The organism is Microbulbifer sp. ABF4_143 (assembly GCF_056160225.1).
Genome location: NZ_JBSWWT010000007.1, coordinates 161,169 through 177,066, shown reverse-complemented (window position 1 = coordinate 177,066; position 15,898 = coordinate 161,169). Strand labels below are relative to the sequence as shown.

At 64.7% G+C, this 15,898-nt stretch carries 12 protein-coding genes and 1 tRNA gene; 10 read left to right on the top strand and 3 right to left on the bottom strand.

All coding sequences use genetic code 11. The features are described from left to right. Positions 1-9 precede the first annotated feature (9 nt). The 3 genes from ACXAF3_RS07830 (at position 10) to ACXAF3_RS07820 (ending at position 3,092) form a co-directional block, all read left to right on the top strand. The gene (locus ACXAF3_RS07830; protein WP_475111746.1) at positions 10-1,647 is read left to right on the top strand and encodes a phytoene desaturase family protein; all 1,638 of its coding nucleotides are present in this window, start codon (positions 10-12) and stop codon (positions 1,645-1,647) included. 135 nt (positions 1,648-1,782) lie between these two features. Continuing rightward, positions 1,783-2,121: a PadR family transcriptional regulator gene (locus ACXAF3_RS07825; RefSeq protein ID WP_475111733.1), complete on the top strand. Its 339-nt coding sequence runs from the start codon at positions 1,783-1,785 to the stop codon at positions 2,119-2,121. Continuing rightward, positions 2,121-3,092, top strand: coding sequence for a hypothetical protein (locus ACXAF3_RS07820; RefSeq protein WP_475111732.1), 972 nt, complete (start codon positions 2,121-2,123; stop codon positions 3,090-3,092). The genes ACXAF3_RS07825 and ACXAF3_RS07820 overlap by 1 nt, the downstream gene beginning before the upstream one ends. Here the strand turns inward: ACXAF3_RS07820 and ACXAF3_RS07815 are convergent. Beyond that, on the bottom strand, positions 3,070-3,960 hold the full coding sequence (locus tag ACXAF3_RS07815) for a LysR substrate-binding domain-containing protein (protein WP_475111731.1): 891 nt from the start codon (positions 3,958-3,960) through the stop codon (positions 3,070-3,072). The two genes, ACXAF3_RS07820 and ACXAF3_RS07815, sit on opposite strands and share 23 nt — an antisense overlap. 310 nt (positions 3,961-4,270) lie before the next feature. Here ACXAF3_RS07815 and ACXAF3_RS07810 point away from each other — a divergent pair, with 310 nt between their 5' ends. From ACXAF3_RS07810 to ACXAF3_RS07795, 4 genes are all read left to right on the top strand, one after another. Next, positions 4,271-6,184, top strand: a complete 1,914-nt coding sequence (locus tag ACXAF3_RS07810; protein WP_475111745.1) for an acetoacetate--CoA ligase — start codon at positions 4,271-4,273, stop codon at positions 6,182-6,184. Positions 6,185-6,454: 270 nt separating this feature from the next. Then, complete coding sequence (locus tag ACXAF3_RS07805) at positions 6,455-6,829, top strand: hypothetical protein (RefSeq protein WP_475111730.1); 375 nt, start codon at positions 6,455-6,457, stop codon at positions 6,827-6,829. A gap of 68 nt (positions 6,830-6,897) precedes the next feature. Continuing rightward, positions 6,898-8,700 (top strand): autotransporter assembly complex protein TamA, encoded by a 1,803-nt coding sequence (locus ACXAF3_RS07800; RefSeq protein ID WP_475111729.1) that lies wholly within the window; start codon positions 6,898-6,900, stop codon positions 8,698-8,700. Next, positions 8,700-12,722, top strand: coding sequence for a translocation/assembly module TamB domain-containing protein (locus ACXAF3_RS07795; RefSeq protein WP_475111728.1), 4,023 nt, complete (start codon positions 8,700-8,702; stop codon positions 12,720-12,722). The genes ACXAF3_RS07800 and ACXAF3_RS07795 overlap by 1 nt, the downstream gene beginning before the upstream one ends. Positions 12,723-12,765: 43 nt before the next feature. Here the strand turns inward: ACXAF3_RS07795 and ACXAF3_RS07790 are convergent, their stop codons facing one another. Beyond that, entirely contained in the window at positions 12,766-13,602 is an 837-nt protein-coding gene (locus ACXAF3_RS07790) for a M90 family metallopeptidase (protein ID WP_475111727.1), read from the bottom strand. A gap of 34 nt (positions 13,603-13,636) precedes the next feature. Further along, entirely contained in the window at positions 13,637-14,305 is a 669-nt protein-coding gene (locus ACXAF3_RS07785) for a hypothetical protein (protein WP_475111726.1), read from the bottom strand. A 291-nt stretch (positions 14,306-14,596) separates the two neighbouring features. Here ACXAF3_RS07785 and ACXAF3_RS07780 point away from each other — a divergent pair. From ACXAF3_RS07780 to ACXAF3_RS07770, 3 genes are all read left to right on the top strand, one after another. Next, positions 14,597-14,673 (top strand) — tRNA-Arg (locus ACXAF3_RS07780). A 142-nt stretch (positions 14,674-14,815) separates the two neighbouring features. After that, positions 14,816-15,649, top strand: a complete 834-nt coding sequence (locus ACXAF3_RS07775; RefSeq protein ID WP_475111725.1) for a BRCT domain-containing protein — start codon at positions 14,816-14,818, stop codon at positions 15,647-15,649. 26 nt (positions 15,650-15,675) lie between these two features. After that, positions 15,676-15,894: a hypothetical protein gene (locus tag ACXAF3_RS07770; RefSeq protein ID WP_475111724.1), complete on the top strand. Its 219-nt coding sequence runs from the start codon at positions 15,676-15,678 to the stop codon at positions 15,892-15,894. The last annotated feature ends 4 nt before the right edge of the window (positions 15,895-15,898 follow it).

Sequence of the window (15,898 nt, the reverse complement as noted above, 5' to 3'; positions counted from 1 at the left end):
GCCGCACTTATACTCTACGGGCTCACCTGCCTGATCGGCAGCCAAGCAGTACTAAATAATAAGAATCCCATGTCCCACAACATCATTATCGGCGGCGGCCATAATGGCTTGGTGTGCGCCTGTTACCTGGCCCGCGCTGGTAAAAAAGTCACCATCCTCGAGCGGCGTTCCATCGTCGGCGGTGCCGCGGTCACCGAAGAGTTCCATCCCGGCTTCCGCAACTCGGTGGCGAGCTATACCGTCAGCCTGCTCAACCCGAAGATCATCGAGGATCTGCACCTTGAGGATCACGGGCTGCAGGTGAAATTGCGCCCGCAATCGAATTTCTTCCCGCTCTCGGACGGCGAGAGTCTGTCGTTTCACCGCGACTTTGCCGACACCCAGGCGGAAATTGCGCGTTTCTCCGCGGCGGACGCGGCGGCGCTGCCGGAGTTCTACCGGATGCTGGAAACTGTGGCCGACCTGTTGCGCGGTGAATTGCTGCGCACGCCGCCCAATGTCGGCGGTGGCCTGGCGGACCTGGTTCGGGCCGGCAGCTTCGGCCTGCGCGCGAAGAAGCTGACCATGGCCGGGCGGCGCGATGCGCTGGACCTGTTCACCAAGAGCGCCGCCGATGTGCTGGACGCCTGGTTCGAGAACGATCACGTCAAGGCCGCCTTTGCCTTCGATTCCGTCGTCGGCAATTACGGCGCACCCAGCACACCCGGTTCCGCCTACGTTTTGCTGCACCACGTATTTGGCGAAGTGAATGGCGAGAAGGGTGCCTGGGGGCACGCGATCGGCGGCATGGGGGCCATCACCCAGGCCATGCTGAGGGAGGCCGAGCGGCTGGGCGTGGATGTCCGGGTCGATGCCGAAGTGGCGCAGGTGCTGGTGGAGAACGGGCGTGCGGTCGGCGTTCGCCTGGCGGACGGCGAAAAGATCCTGGCGGAGAAGGTGATCTCCAATGTCGGCCCCAAGCTGCTCTACTCGAAGCTGGTGGAACCGCAGCACCTCAGCGATGAGTTCCGGCGCCGTGTGCGCGGCTACAAGGTTGCATCCGGTACCTTCCGCATGAATGTGGCGCTGTCCGAGCTGCCGGATTTCACCTGCCGCCCGGGGGGCGACCTGCAGAAACACCACCAGTCGGGCATAGTGATCGGGCCGACGATGCAGTACCTGGAACAGGCCTTTCTGGATGCCAAACAGTTCGGCTGGTCGCGTCAGCCCATTGTGGAGATGCTGATACCGTCCACCGTGGACGACTCCCTGGCGCCGCCGGGGCAGCATGTGGCGAGCCTGTTCTGTCAGCAGTTTGCGCCCCGGTTGCCCGATGGCGCCAGCTGGGACGAGCACCGCGAAGCGGCCGCGGACACCATCATCGATACGGTGACACGCTATGCGCCCAATTTCAGGGATTCGGTAATCGCCCGCCAGATTCACTCGCCCCAGGACCTGGAGCGGAAATTCGGCCTGATGGGCGGCGATATCTTTCACGGCGCCCTGGGGCTGGATCAGCTCTGGAGCAACAGGCCCTTTATGGGCTACGCCGACTACCGCTCTCCCATTCGGGGGCTCTACATCTGCGGCTCCGGCACCCATCCCGGCGGCGGCGTCACCGGCGTGCCCGGCCACAACGCGGCGCGGGAAATTCTCAGGGACCGCTGACCCACCCCCTCTACGCGCATCGCGCAGCGATGCGCTCTCCCCGCCGCCTCGATCGAAAAGTTTCTCTCCGCGCTTGACGCTCAATACTGTGTGGTGCACAGTATATACTGTGTATGGCACAGTATTGGGGTTGTCGTGACTCTTGAGGCGGAACGACTGAACAAGCTGGTGATGGAAATGCGCCGCGGGACGCTGATTCTGGCGGTGCTGCGGGCACTTAGGGTTCCGCACTACGGCTATTCCCTGCGCAAGCTCCTGGCGGTGACGGGCCTGGAAGTGGATGAGGGCACTCTGTATCCGCTGCTGCGGCGGCTGGAGGGGCAGGGCCTTTTGACCAGCGCCTGGAAGCACGAAGACGGTCGCAAGCGCCGCTTCTACGCCATGAGTGCAGACGGTGAAACCGCGCAGCAGCTGATGGCGGAGGAGTGGCGGAAGATCAACCGGGCCCTGGAACAACTTGGGGAGAAAAGTTAATGGATTGGCTGCAACGCTACGTCGACAATGTAAAACGCTACCTGCCGAGCAATTTGCGCGAGGATATCGGCAGCGAACTCTACTCGGATCTGCAGGACCAGTGCGATGACCTGGCGGAAAGGCTGGGACGCCCGCCCGCCGAGGCCGAGGTGCTGGCGCTGCTGAAAGAGCGGGGGCACCCGATGCAGGTGGCGGCGGCCTACCGGCCGCGCAGAACCCTGGTCAGCGAGGCCCTGTTTCCGCTGTATCTCCAGGTTCTGCAGTGGGTTTTCCTGGCAGTGATTCTCGGCAACGGCGCGGTCGCCGTCGTCGGCCTGTTCACCCAGGCGGAACCCGATTTCCTGCGAGCTGCCCTGCAGTGGCTGGCCGGCACCTTCGACGCCGCCGTGTACTGCTTCGCCTGGGTGACTCTCGGCTTCTACTTGGCGGGAGAGGGGCTCAGCTTCAGCGATGCCTTCGGCAAGTGGGATCCGCGCAAGCTGCCCCGCATCGCCGACGGCGGCCGGCGCATCAGTCTGTTTGACGCCGCCGTCGAACTGGTGGTGATGCTGGTGTTGATGGGCTGGCTGAACAATCTGTTCGCCGCCGTGCAGCCGGCGGCGGGCGCTTATCACTTCGTCTTCGGCAGCGGCCTGCGCGATCTGCTGCCGTGGCTGAATCTCGCCATGGCGCTCAGTATCCTGATGGCCCTGGACAAGCTGTTCGCTCCCTACTGGACCCGCGCCAAGCTGGTCGCAGACGGTGCCATCAATGCCTACTGGCTGTTCCTCCTCGCGCAACTGTTTGTGTTGGAGCAGCCGTTCAGCATCCATTGGGGCGAAAGCGGAGCGCAGCGCTGGGCGATGCCAATGAGCAACTGGCAGATTATTATCGGCATCGCGTTTGCGATCACCGCCTATGACCTGCTGATGAATGTTCTGCGCTATCTCCGCACGCGCAGCGCCGGCCTCACGGCCGACCGCTGCCCGTGAGCAGTTGCAGGAACGCCGCAGCCGGGGCGGACAGCGCGCCCCGGCTCTTTACCAGCGCGCCCACTTCCTGGCCGACCACCGGCGACGACAGCGGCAGGCAGACCAGCCCGCAGTCTTTCATCTGCCCCTCGCAAAGGCTGGGCACCGCGCTGACACCGAGGCCGGCCTTTACCAGCTGGCCGATGGTGCTGAGCTGGTGCGCCTCGCACAGCAGGCGCACCGGTTTGCCGCTGCGCGCAAAGGCGCCGTCGGTCCAGCGGCGCACCGCCGAGCCGCGGTTCATGGAGATAAAGGCTTCTGCGGCCAGGTCGCTCCAGCGCAGGGATTTCCTCGCCGCCAGCGGGTGATCCGCCGGCAGCACGGCGACAAAGCGGTCGCGCTCGAAGGGGTGAAATTTCAGTCCGCCCAGATCGTCCGGGCGGAAGCTGATACCCAGCTCCGCGCGCCCCTCCAGCACCGCCGCTATCGCCCGCTCCATCACTATGTCTTCCAGCGCGATATTGATCTGCGGGTGCGCGCGGTGAAACTCCGCCAGCAGTGCCGGCAGCCGGTTCAGGGCGAAGGCGGGGATCACCGCCAGCGAGAGCTGGCCCCGCTGCAGGCGGAAGCGCTGTTGTATCGCGTCCAGGGACTGATCCCAGCTGTGCAGCAGCTGTTCCGCGCGGGCGAGGAATTCGCGCCCCTCGGGGGTCAGGCTCAGCTGGCGGCTGTCGCGGTTGAACAGCGGCCCGCCGGCGACGCTCTCGAGGTTGCGGATGGCCACGGACAGGGCCGGCTGGGAGATATGCAGCTGCGCGCTGGCCTCGGCCAGACTGCGGGTGCGGGCCACGGCGGTGAAGGCGCGGAGCTGTTTGATGGTGGCGCTCACAATCTCTCCGGATATGAAGCTGTTCGTGTAGGAGCGGCCGAGGGCCGCGATCTGCGCCGAGGCGCGTCCACGAACCCGATCGCGGTCGTGGGCCGCTCCTACGGCGGAAGCCGGGATTTAAATGGAATTTAATAAATATGAAAAAGTTTAAAATAGTTTTAACTGTCAGACCAAGGCATGATTGCCCGGATCGCGCCCGTGCGAATAATGGTCAACTATTGAGAATAATGAAGGAACAAGGTCAATCGAGATGAGCAACAACGCCCAGCCCCTGTGGCAGCCCACCCCAGAAGCCGTAGCCGCGACCCAGATGGATCAGTTCCGCCGCTGGGTCAATGACCGCCACCAGCTGAACCTGGCGGACTACGCCGAATTGCACCGCTGGTCCGTGGAACAGCGCGAGCATTTCTGGAGCGATCTGTGGGACTTTACCGAGGTGATCGCCAGCGAGCGCGGCGAGCGGGTGCTGGGCCGGGACACAATGCCCGGCGCCGAGTGGTTCCCGGGCGCGCGGCTCAATTTCGCCGAGAACCTGCTGCGCTATCGCGATGAGCGGATCGCACTGGTGGAGCGGCTCGAGAACGGCAGCCGGCGCCAGCTCAGCTACGCCGAACTCTACGCGCGGGTGGAGCGCTTGGCCGCGGCCCTGGTTGACCAGGGGGTGGTGCAGGGCGATCGCGTGGCGGGCTTTATGCCCAATGTCATCGACACCGTCGTGGCCATGCTCGCCACCACCAGTATCGGCGCCATCTGGACCTCCTGTTCGCCGGACTTCGGTATCAACGGCGTGTTGGACCGCTTCGGCCAGGTGGCGCCGAAGGTGCTCTTCGCCTGCGAGGGCTACTTCTACAACGGCAAGACCATCGACTCGCTACCGCGCCTGCGGGAGATTGTCGCGCGTATCGAATCCATCGAAAAGCTGGTGCTGGTGCCTGTCACGCGCTCGGCGGAAGACACCGAGGCGGCCGTCAGCGCGCTGGAAAAGGCGGTGACCCTGGACGGCTTCCTGCACGGGGCGCCGCAGCGGCCACTGACTTTTACCCAGACGCCCTTCAACCACCCCCTCTATATCATGTACTCGTCCGGCACCACCGGCGTCCCCAAGTGCATAGTGCACGGCGCCGGCGGCACCCTGTTGCAGCACCTGAAAGAGCACCGGCTGCACTGCGACCTGAAGCGCGAGGACACGCTCTTCTATTTCACCACCTGTGGCTGGATGATGTGGAACTGGCTGGTGAGCGGACTCGCATGCGGCGCCACCCTGGTGCTGTTTGACGGCTCGCCTTTTTACCCGGCGGCGGAGAGCCTCTGGGATATGGCGGACGAGGAGAACATCAGCGTCTTCGGCACCAGCGCGAAGTATATCGCCGCGCTGGAAAAGTCCGGGTGTGTGCCGCGCGAGAGCCACAGGCTGGAAAAACTGCGCGCGGTGCTGTCCACCGGTTCCCCCCTGGCCCACGAGGGCTTCCGCTACGTCTATCGCGATATCAAGCAGGACCTCTGCCTGTCCTCCATTTCCGGCGGTACCGATATCATCTCCTGCTTCGCGCTCGGCAACCCGACGCTGCCGGTGTACGCCGGGGAACTGCAGTGCCGCGGCCTGGGTATGGCGGTGGAGGTCTGGAACGACGACGGCCAGGCGGTGACCGGCGAGAAGGGCGAACTGGTGTGCGTCAGATCCTTCCCCTGTATGCCGATCGGTTTCTGGAATGACGAGGACGGCTCCAAGTACCGCGGCGCCTATTTCGAGAACTGGCCCGGCGTCTGGGCCCACGGCGACTACGCCGAGATCACCGAACACGGCGGTGTGATCATCTATGGCCGCTCCGACGCGGTACTGAACCCCGGCGGCGTGCGCATCGGCACTGCGGAGATCTACCGCCAGGTGGAGAAGGTGGAAGAGGTGCTCGACAGTATCTGTATCGGCCAGGAGTGGCGCGGCGACGTGCGCGTGGTGCTGTTCGTGGTGCTGCGCGAGGGCATCGAACTGGACGACGCGCTGGTACAGAAAATCCGCTCCACCATCCGCGCCAACACCACCCCGCGCCATGTGCCGGCCAAGGTGATCCAGGTGGCGGATATCCCGCGCACCATCAGTGGCAAGATAGTGGAACTGGCGGTGCGCAACGTGGTGCACGGCAAGCCGGTAAAAAACCAGGAGGCCCTGGCCAACCCCGAGGCGCTGAAGCTGTACGAGAATCTGCCCGAACTGGCCGAGGATTGATTCGGGCTCGATATTTTTCCTGTAGCTGGCTGGGTGGCGGTCCCGCTGCCGGTGGCTTGTCCCGCAACAAACCACCGACTGCTGGGGCGCCACCGTGCCGGCTACAGGGCTCTTCCCTTATACCGCCATCGGAGCGGCGCAAACACTGGGTTCACCCCGACACAGCCCATCCCCAGTTGCATCTGGCAAACGATGCGCCATTCAGTTAGCCGCCAATCTGGGCTACCCTTCACAATTACAAGCATTAATAATCTTCACGGAAGCGCATTCATGGTCACTTACCTCTACTGGGCGGCGGTGATCGCCCTGGTCGTACTGTCTCTCTTTGCCGGCAGCCGTCTCGGCAGCCTCAAGATGGGGGCCATAGTGGCCGCTATCATTTTCCTGATCGGCTGGTTCGCCTACTACTTCCACTACGAGCAGGTTTTCGTGAAGCGCTTCGGCGGCGTTATGCGCATCTCGGTGCCGGAGGGGCAGCGGCATATCGGCGCCACCTGGAAGGAAGACAACCTGTGGATTGAAAACTACGATCCGCAGACCAACCAGTGTATCTTCACCGAATACTCCAAGGGCAATCTGCTCGAAGGGCGGGTGATTATCCGCAACTGCAACCCGCTGATGGAGCGGGCGGCACCCAGCCCCTGAGCCGGCCACCGGCAACTTATTTGAAAGAAGGGAATCGGAGAAGCTGTCGCTGACAACGGAAAAGTCCTTTGCGCGTTTTTATCGCTATCCTGCTCGCTAGCCTGTTGTCGTCGCCGCTGCAGCCGGCGCTGGCCATCCCCTTTTTCGACCGGCTGCCCAAGTTCAAAGTGCGCGTGCAGGACGACCGCCAGCTGCAGGACTGGCTGCGCGAGGAAATGCAGGCGCTGCGCAAGGGCAGCAGCGTGCTGAAAAGCTACGACGATCCGCGCGACGTGGCCCGCTTCGAGCGCGGAACCCTGGAGAAGCTGCTGCGCTCCCGCGGCTACTATGACGCCGGCGTGCGCCAGTCGGTGACCGACGGCGAGATCCTCTACCGGGTCAATCCGGGCCCCCAGTATCTGCTCAAGAGCATTTCCGTCGACATGCCCGCACACCTGCGCGGCGGCTTCAGCGGCCTGCCGCTGCGGGTGGGCGACCCGCTGATCGCCGCCAAGGTGTTAGACGGCGTCAAGGTGATCGAGAAATACCTGCAGGAGAACGCCTGCCTGCTCAATATCGACGTCAGCTACAGGGCCACCGCGATTCACAGCGAGGCCGCGGCACGGCTGGAATACCGTGTGGCGCCGAGCCCCGAAGTCCGCGTGGGCGAGGTGCGCCTCGAGGGGCTCAGCTCCGTGGAGGCGGACTATCTGCGGGACAAGCTGCAGATAGAGCGCGGCGACTGCTTCAAGCGCAACAAGATAGATGCGGCGCGCCTGCGCCTGCTGCGCACCAACCTGATCGCGAGCGCCAACAGCGAGGTGTCCGAGCCCTACGGGGGGCTGGTGGACATCACCTTCGTGTTGCAGGAGCGCCGCCACAGAACGGTGAAGCTGGGCGTGGGCTACACCTCCGACGAGGGGGCCGGGGTCTCCGCCGGCTGGGAGCACCGCAACGTGTTTCATCGCGGGGAGAAGATAGAGATAGAGAGCAAGATCAACCCGGTGCAGCAGTCGCTGAAGGGCAAGCTGCTGGTGCCGAGATTTCTGCGCGACAAGCAGAACTTCTCCGCCAGCGCCGAGCTCTCCAACGAAGACCGCGACTCCTACTCGGCGGAATCCCTGACTTTCGGCGCCACGGTTGCGCGCAAGCTGAGCAAAAACCGCACCGCCAGCATCGGCGGCGAGTTGAAATTCAGCCAGGTGGACGAAGAGGTCGAAGAGGTGCCCGGCAGAAACCGGAGCGAGAACTACCGCCTGTTGTCGGTGCCGCTGGGCCTGAAGCTGGACACCACTGACAACCCCCTCGACGCGCGCCGCGGCGCCACCGCCGCGCTGGAGGTCAGGCCCTATCTGGACCTGGCCGGCTCCGGCGCATCCTTCACCAAGAACACCCTGGTGCTGAGCGGCTACGCGACGGCCGGGGAGATGCGCTATGAGCCGACCCTGGCGCTGCGCATCAAGGCCGGTGTCATTTCCGGCGCCCCCAACCTGGAGATCCCCGCGGACGAGCGCTATTACGCCGGTGGCGGCGGCTCGGTGCGCGGCTACGGCTACCAGGAGCTGGGGCCGCGGGTGCTGCTGGCACCGAAAGCGCCGGGAGAGCCGCCGAGGCTGTCGGATGCTATCGGCGGCCGCGGGCTCAGTGAAATCTCCGTGGAGGGGCGCTTCCGCTTCAGCGACACCTGGGGCGGTGTGCTCTTCGTCGACGGCGGCAACGCCTACGCGGATCCGCGACCCGAGTTCTCGGATCTCTTCTGGGGCGTGGGAATCGGGGTGCGCTATTTCACTTCCTTCGCACCGCTGCGCCTCGACGTGGCCTTCCCGCTGGAGCGCCGCGAGGGGATCGACGACGGCTACCAGATCTACGTCAGCCTGGGGCAGGCCTTCTGATGAAAGCGCTCGCCGCGATGGCGGTCGGATTCGTGCGCGCCCTGGAGGTGGTATTCAAGAGCCTCTGGCGCTCTTTCAGCGGGCGCGGTTCGCTGCTGTTCAGCCTGCTGATCCTCACCCTGCTGGCCGGCCTGTATCTGCTCGGCAGCGAACAGGGGCGGGTGACGCTGACCCGCGGCGCCCTCTACGCCGCGCAGAAGTTTCTGCCGGCGCTGGAGATTCAGGCCGGAGAGATCGGCAGCGAACATCTCGGCGCCTGGTATTTTTCCCGCCTGCAGGTCAACTACGGCGGCGATACCCTGGCCCAGGCGCGGGATCTGGTACTCGACCTGGATCTCGCCGCGCTGCTGCGCGGGCGCATCGATATCGAAACCGCCGAAGCGGCCGAACTGGTGTTCGATAACGATGTGCTGAACGCGCTGCTGGCGGAAGCGCCAGTGGAAAAAACGGCAGATGACGCCGACGAATCCCTTTCACTGCCGGCTCTGCGGCTCGGATCCCTGCGCATAGACCGGCTGCAGCTGATCGATCGCCGCTGGGAGAAGATACCGCCGCTCGCGGTCAGTGGCGATGCGCACATCCTGTGGCAACAGCAGCCTGTCCGGCTGGCACTGGACCTGCGCGAACTGAACGGCGCCGGCATGCAGTTCGCGTTGAACGGCGAGGAGGTCGCGCCCGGCCGATACCTGCTGTCGTTCTCGGCCAGCGAAAAGCCCGGCGGTTTTGTCGGCGCCCTGCTGCAGCTGCCCGCGGGGCAGGCACTGGATGCCCGCGGCAGAATTTCCGTGCAGCGGCAGGGGGAGAATCGGTTGCTGGCGAATATCGAGGCGTTTTCCCTGCCGCTGGTGCAGCACCGCTTCGCGCTGTCCGGGCGCACCGAGATCCGGCTCTCGCCCTGGGCCCTGTCCAGCGAGGGCATTGCGCTGCAGGTGGACGACAGCCGCCACCGTATCGCCGGCAGCGTCAGCGGGGAGCGCGTCGACGCCGAGATAAAGCTCGAGCGCCTGCCGGTGGCCATTTCCCAGCCCTGGCAGGACTTCCTCGTCGGCGGATGGCTCAGCGCCGATCTCAGTGTGCGCGGGCCGCTGCCGCTGCCGAGTGTATCCGGCATCCTCGACCTGGACAGCCGCTTTCGCTTCAACGGCGCAGCGCGCGCGGAGCCGCTGCGGCTGCAGGGCAGGGTGCAGACCCGGGGGCGGGTGATTCAGATCGAGTCCGCCACGCTGGACTATGCGCAGAGCCGCCTGGAGGCCGGGGGCAGCGTGGATATCGGCGGCGAAGCGCTGGACTTGCGCGGCGAGCTGCGGCAGCTGACCCTCGACGATATCCGCCGCCTGCTCAAGGCTCTGCCCGGCACCGGGGAGGTGGAACTGCCCGAGGCGCTGCAGGGCCGTATCGAGCGGCTGCAGCTCGCCGCCGAGGGGCAGTGGAAAAACCCCGCCCTGAAAGCCACCCTGGAGGCCAGCCCCGCGTTCCGCAATCTGCGCGGCAGCCTGAGCGCCGCGCTGGAGGGCAACCTGGAGGCGCTGCAACTGCGCGAGCTGCGGCTGCGGAGCGACAGCCTGAACGTCAGCGGCGACGGCAGTCTGGATATCGCCGGCGAATCGCTGCAGCTGCAATTGGCACTGGATGCGCGCGACTTCCGCCCGGCGCGGGAACTGGAACTGGCCGCCGCCGCGGGCCTGGCCCTCGACCTGGAGGCACAGGTCGGTGTCAGTGGCCCCTGGGCCAACCCGCAGCTGGACGCGCGCATCCGCTCCGACGGCCGCTATCGCGATTACAGCTACACACTGAGCGGCGGCGCCGCCGGCAACCTCGAGCACATCGCCCTCGAGCGGCTGCGCCTGGAGCTTTCGGCGGGCAACGGGCTGGACCAATTCCAGCAGAGCCCGCTGAGCGGGCCCCAGTCACTGATTCCACCGCGGCGCTTGGTCGATGGCCAGCCGCAGCCGCTGCAGAACCACAGCCGCGTCGCCGCGCTCGCCGACGAGGCCAGGCGCCTCGGGCGCAAGGGCATTGCCTGGCTGGAAGTCGACGGCGTGATAGAGCCCAGGGCCGCGCGCGCCAGGGGTAAGGTGGCGGGGCGCAATATCCCGCTGTCCCTGGCGGAGCTGGCCGGCGTGCAGCTGCCGCCCGGACTCGAGGGCCAGATCAGTATCGACGGCGAATTTTCCGGCCCCTTTTCCAATCCGCAGGTCAGCGCCAACCTGCTGGCACTGGGCCGCTTTCGCAACGAGTCCTGGCAGTTGCAGGGGGATATCGGCTATGGCAGCGGGCGGGTGGAGCTGGCCGGCGTGGAGCTGCTGTGGGCCGAGCGCAACCAGCTGTCGGCCCACGGCAGCCTGAACCGCGAGCAGCTGGACCTGGAAATACGCGGCCGGGCGAAGCTGGCGGATCTGGATGGCGGCCTGCCGGCGGATATCGCCGAGCGGGGTGAGATCACCCTCAGCGCCACCGCCGCGGGCAGCCCGCAGCGGCCCCAGCTCGCCGGCGAATTGAAGGTCACCAGCGAGGCGCCCGGGCTCGCGCGGGAGCGGATCCAGGTCAAGCCGCTGCGCCTGCTGCTCGACTGGCAGACCCGGGACGGGGACCTGCAGCTGTCGCTGTCGGCCCACCACGGCGCGCGCCAGGCCATCGACGCGGGCGCCACCCTGGCCATAGCCCCGATTCTGCAACAGCTGTTTGCCGAGCGCCGCGCCGGCGAGAAGGCGCCGCCGCTGCCGCTGCAACTGCGCAGCCGCGGCAGTGCGGACCTGTCGGTGGTGGCGGAATTCGTCGACCCGGAGATTCACGCTATGCGCGGCCAACTCGCCTTCGCCATCGATGCGGACGGCACCCTGGCACGCCCGGCCCTGAAAGGCCGCATCGAACTGAACAACGGCGACTACGAGCACCGGCCGAGCAGCACGCGCCTGCGCCGTATCGACTTCCTCGCCCGCCTCACGCCGGACGAGTGGCGCATCGAGAGAGCCCGCGCCGAGGACGGCGAGCGCGGCAGTGTCAACCTGGGCGGCGCCGTCCGTTTCGCCGCCGGCGCGCCGCCGGCGATGAATTTTGAACTGCGCGCGGACAGGGCCCACCTGCTCAGCACCCCGGCCGTGCGCGGTGCCATCTCCGGCGCCCTGAGCCTGACCGGAACCACCGAGGACGCGCGCCTGGCCGGCCGCTTGACCCTGCGTCCGCTGTCGGTGCAGATAGAGCAGCTGATCGGCAGCAGCGTGCCGGAGATCGACGTGGTGGAAGTGGAGGTGGACGGCCCCGAAGTGGAGCGGGCGCCGCCGCTGCTGCAGAAGATGGACCTGGATATCGCCGTGGTGCTGGACAAGCAGTCCCATGTGCGCGGGCTGGGGCTGGACTCGCAGCTGCGCGGCCAGGTGGATATCGGCGGCACCGCGGCCCGGCCCCGGGCCTCCGGCGAGCTGCGCATTGTGCGCGGCAGCTTCGACCTGCTGGGCAAGAAATTCGAACTGCAGGAGGGGCAGGTACAGTTCGAAAACAACGAGGCGGCCATCTATGTGAAAGGCCTGCACGAATACAGCGACGGTGAAATTACCGCGGAAATCTCCGGCACCCTCTCCGGGAAAAGCGACGATCTGGATGTGACCTTCAGCTCCACGCCCGCCGCCGCCCAGGATGAGATCTTCGCCCAGTTGCTGTTCGGCAAGTCGCTGTCGGACATCTCGCCGCTGCAGGCGGTGCGCCTGGTCAGCGTGGTGCGCAGTCTGCAGAGTGGCGGTTCGGCCTTCGATCCGGTGGGCAAGACCCGCGAGCTGCTCGGCGTGGATACGCTGGATATCGAGCAGGAGGAAGGCGAGGAGGGCGACCAGTACGCGCTGAGCCTCGGCAAGTACATCACCAACCGCATCTACATAGAGCTGCAGCGCAGCACCGATCCGCTGAACCCCTGGCAGGCGGAAATGCAGATAGAGCTGCGCCGCAACCTGAATCTGGAGATCAAGTCTGCCGGCGAAGGGGAGAGCGGCGCCGGCAGCGTGGAGCTGCAGTGGAAGCGGGACTACTGAGCGGGGGAAACTGCCGCGCCCCGATATGCGCAGGGCCCGGGCGTTACTGCGCGCGCAGCAGCGCGGCCGGGTCCAGCCGGTAGTAGTTGCACAGTTCCCGGTACAGCTGCGGGTGTGCCGCGCGCATCTCGCCGGGAATCACGAAGAAAGCCTCCGTCGCCACCGCGAAGAACTCCGCCGGCGATTCGGCACCGTACAGGTCCAGAACCGCGGGCTCCGCATCCTCCTGCTCCTGTTGGTGCAGTCTTTCGCGCAGGCGCTGGAACTCGGCCCCAAGCACCGCGGCCCAGTTCCGCCCCTCGCCCGGGTTTTCGAACAGCGGCCGGCCGTCGTAGTAGCCGTCTTCCTCATCGATCTTGTGCGCAAATTCGTGCAGCGCGACATTGCGCCCGTTTTCCGGGTGCAGCAGGTCGTCCTCCAGATCGCCCCAGGACAACACCACCGGCCCGCGATAGTGGGCCTCTCCCTCCCGCGCGCTGTGGCCGGTGGTTTCGATATAGCCGTCGTGATGGATTTCCGGGGCGACGTAGGTATCCGGGTAGAGGAGTATTGTGTACAGGTTCGGGTAGCAGCGATTTTCGCGGCCGAGAAGCAGCAGGCAGGCGTGGGCGGCCACCGCCACGCGCATTGTCTCCGTGACCTGCAGCCCTTCGCAGCCGACGAATGTTTTTTCGTGCAGGAAGAGCGCGATATTGGCCCGCAGCTCTTTTTGCTGTGCGTCGTTCAGGTGGCGGTAGAGGGGAAGCGTATTTTCCAGCAGATGCCGCTGTTCATCGCTCAGAGGTTTCGCGCGCAGGTAGCGGCGGCGCCAGCGCTGGTAGTAGTGCGGGATCAGCCACAGCAGCGCCGCCAGCAGGATGATCGCGAAAAAAGTGGTCATCTACGGAACTCGCAATCCGGATCGAGTGCGGATTTTAGGGAATTCCGTACTTGCGCGCGAGCCTGTCCACATCCTCCCGGGAGCGCCGCCGCTCGGTGCATTTGATCCGGAATGGCTGGGTGAGAGTGCTGTCGATATCGCCGGGCAGCAGTTTCTTGATTTCCGCGCAGTGATCGCCTTTCTGGATAAAGGTGCCGTTGGCGGTGGTGAACTCCGCATCGCGCGTCTGAAACTTGCGCACCTTGTTGCGCTCGCGCGACAGCCGCTCGGCGAGTCTCGGGTCGAACACGGTGGAGGGGGATTTGGCTCCGTCTTGCGGGGCCGGTATGCGCGCCGGCTGGTGGCCGGGCGAGGTCGTGCCCGGCTTTTCGCTCGGCGGTTGCGCCGCGCTTGCCCTGTCCGGTGCGGGCGCCTGCTGTCGCCGGGGCCCGGGCGGCTGTTCCGGTCGCGGCGCCTCGGGCTCTGGAGCCGGCCTTGTGGCGATCCGCTTTTCTGCCGGCTGCGGTTTTTCCGGTGCCGCCGGTGTCCGGATCAGAGAGAGGCGCAGCGGAGCGCGCGCGGCGTCGGCGGCCGGGCGCAGAGATATGGGGAGGGCCAGTAGCACCGCGTGTATCGCGAGCGCGATCAGCAGCGCGGGCACCAGGCGCCGGGACGGGACCTCTTCGAGGCCGGTGGAAGGCTGCAGATCGAGAGTGTGTGACACGGTTGCGCGGGGCCTTCGTCCTGAAGTGGGTGGGGTCCTCCCGTTTTGATTGGGAGCGGGGGCGATGGTTCCGGTGACCGGTGGTTGGGCGGCAAAAGGGTCGTGGTGGAAAAAAGGGCTTGCAAAGCGTCTCCGACCGGGGCAGAATGCGCGCCCTATCGAGCTTCAGCGGCGATCCCCGGGTGGCCAGGAGACTCGGTAACCTGCGGATTTTTAAGGCTTTTTTCTCAAAAAGATCTTAAAAAAGAGTTGACTCCGCCAAGCCAGCTCACTATAGTTCGCATCCACAACGCGCTCGTAGCTCAGCTGGATAGAGTACCTGGCTACGAACCAGGCGGTCGGAGGTTCGAATCCTCCCGAGCGCGCCATAAAAGCCTTGTAAATCAATGACTTACAGGCACCGAAGGGCGGTATCAAGAGATTGATACCGCCCTTTTTCGTTGAAGTGTCGACCAAGTGTCAACGCAAAATCAGGATGAGGTCGATTGAGCCAGGTCCAGGGAGAGAGACATGGGTGACTTCCTGTCCGTTATCGTCATGTTCACGGTCCTTATATGGGGCTGGAGAAAGCTGGCTGCATTGATGCAGGCCCGGGGGCACAGGTGGTGGATAAGGCACCCCGCAGCCTTCTTTGCTTCAATCCTGGGGTCAATTGGAGCTTTCTCCTTCTGCATGGGGGTCGGACTGACCTCTGGGCAAAGCGGCATTGATGTCGGCAGCCTAGTCCTGGCCGGTTTCTTTCTGGCCCCGTTGGTGTGGGGGATTTTGGTTAACCTGGGATCAGCTTCTGAAATCAAGCGCCCGGCGGCTAGGCCGGCCCCAACACCGTCAAAGCTTCAAACTTCCCAGCCAGACGACCTTCTCCATTTTGTCTACGAAGATGCCCGGGGAGATATCTCTGTCCGCCAGGTGACGGATTGGCATTTCGACGGCGAGTATATCCGCGGCTTGTGTCACCGGGCCGGAGATACCCGCACCTTCCGCTTTGACCGGATAGTTGAATTCATTGCTGGCGAAGAGCTGCTCGAAGACTCGGTCGGTTCCAAAATCGAACTGGATATGGCACAGCTGGTGAGCGCCTACACCAGTAAAAGAGCGGCGAATTCGCAACCGGAAATTCTGTTTACCGGATTCTCTGCAAGTATCCGCGAATCCCTGGAAGATGCAGCCAAGGATGAGGGGATGAAGGTGCGCAAGACAGTCACCAAGAACCTTACCTTTCTCTGTGCAGGGCCAAATGCCGGTCCGACGAAGGTGGCTGAAGCGAAAAGCAGAGGTGTATTGGTATTGGATGAAGATCAGTTCTGGACACTGATTGAAGCAGGAGAGCTTGAAGAGGCATAGCAAGGAAACAGTCAAGGAGGAACCGCATGTTTCCAGACATAAACCCCCCTTTTACTCACGCAGAGCGCGTGTTGGTGGATTTCTCCAAACTGAAAAAAACCACCATGGCTGACTTCACGACCTTCCGCTCACGCCTAGCGGTTGGCGAGCACCCCGATCGATACCGTGCCAAAGCCCGTCAGATGTCTGATGAAGAACTGAAGGGTGAAAGCCACAGTTCACGGCGTTATCTCAATCAATGTTAAAGGC

Coding starts and splice junctions, on each gene's coding strand:
- ACXAF3_RS07820 (WP_475111732.1), top strand. CDS start 2,121: ATGGATTGGCTGCAACGCTACGTCGACAATGTAAAACGCTACCTGCCG.
- ACXAF3_RS07810 (WP_475111745.1), top strand. CDS start 4,271: ATGGATCAGTTCCGCCGCTGGGTCAATGACCGCCACCAGCTGAACCTG.
- ACXAF3_RS07805 (WP_475111730.1), top strand. CDS start 6,455: ATGGTCACTTACCTCTACTGGGCGGCGGTGATCGCCCTGGTCGTACTG.
- ACXAF3_RS07795 (WP_475111728.1), top strand. CDS start 8,700: ATGAAAGCGCTCGCCGCGATGGCGGTCGGATTCGTGCGCGCCCTGGAG.
- ACXAF3_RS07790 (WP_475111727.1), bottom strand. CDS start 13,602: ATGACCACTTTTTTCGCGATCATCCTGCTGGCGGCGCTGCTGTGGCTG.
- ACXAF3_RS07775 (WP_475111725.1), top strand. CDS start 14,816: ATGGGTGACTTCCTGTCCGTTATCGTCATGTTCACGGTCCTTATATGG.
- ACXAF3_RS07770 (WP_475111724.1), top strand. CDS start 15,676: ATGTTTCCAGACATAAACCCCCCTTTTACTCACGCAGAGCGCGTGTTG.